At 70.8% G+C, this 751-nt stretch carries 1 protein-coding gene; it reads left to right on the forward strand.

Going from position 1 to position 751, the window contains the following annotated elements; all coding sequences use genetic code 11:
• Positions 1 to 751, forward strand: a 751-nt coding sequence (locus ABD993_RS36455) for an alcohol dehydrogenase catalytic domain-containing protein (protein WP_345428962.1), incomplete at both ends; no start/stop codon positions are given.

Consider the following 751-nt stretch of genomic DNA (forward strand, 5'->3'; position numbering starts at 1 on the left):
CCTCGAGGCCCGGCTGCCGATGGTGCTCGGCCACGAGGGCGCCGGGATCATCGAGGAGGTCGGCCCCGGCGTCACCCGCGTCGCGGCGGGCGACCACGTCGTCTGCTCGTTCATCCCCAACTGCGGTGTCTGTCGCTGGTGCGCCACGGGCCAGCAGGCCATCTGCGACATGGGCGCCACGATCCTCGAGGGCTACCTCCCCGGTGAGCGCTTCCCGTTCACCGGCCCCAAGGGCCAGTACGGCGCGATGTGCATGCTGGGCACGTTCTCCCAGTACGCGACCATCCACCAGAACTCCTGCGTCAAGGTCGACGACGACCTGCCGCTGGACAAGGCGGTCCTGGTCGGCTGCGGCGTCCCCACCGGCTGGGGCTCCGCGGTCAACGCCGCGGACGTCAAGCCCGGCGAGACCGTGATCGTCTCCGGCGTCGGCGGCATCGGCATCAACGCCGTGCAGGGCGCCCGCTACGCCGGCGCGAAGAACCTCATCGCCGTCGACCCGCTGCAGAACAAGCGGGAGAAGGCCATGGAGCTCGGCGCCACCCACGCCGTCGCGTCCATCGAGGAGGCGGGCGACCTGGCCCGCGCGATGACCAACGGCAACGGCGCGGACAAGGCCGTCGTGACCGCGGGCATCGTCACCGAGGAGATCGTGACGGGCGCGTTCAACGCGATCGGCAAGGGCGGCACCGTGGTGCTGACCGGCCTCAACAAGCTGTCGACGCAGAACGTGAACCTGCCCGGCTCGCTC

Origin of the sequence: Pseudonocardia xishanensis (assembly GCF_039541715.1) — a bacterium.
Classification (GTDB): Bacteria; Actinomycetota; Actinomycetes; order Mycobacteriales; family Pseudonocardiaceae; genus Pseudonocardia; species Pseudonocardia xishanensis.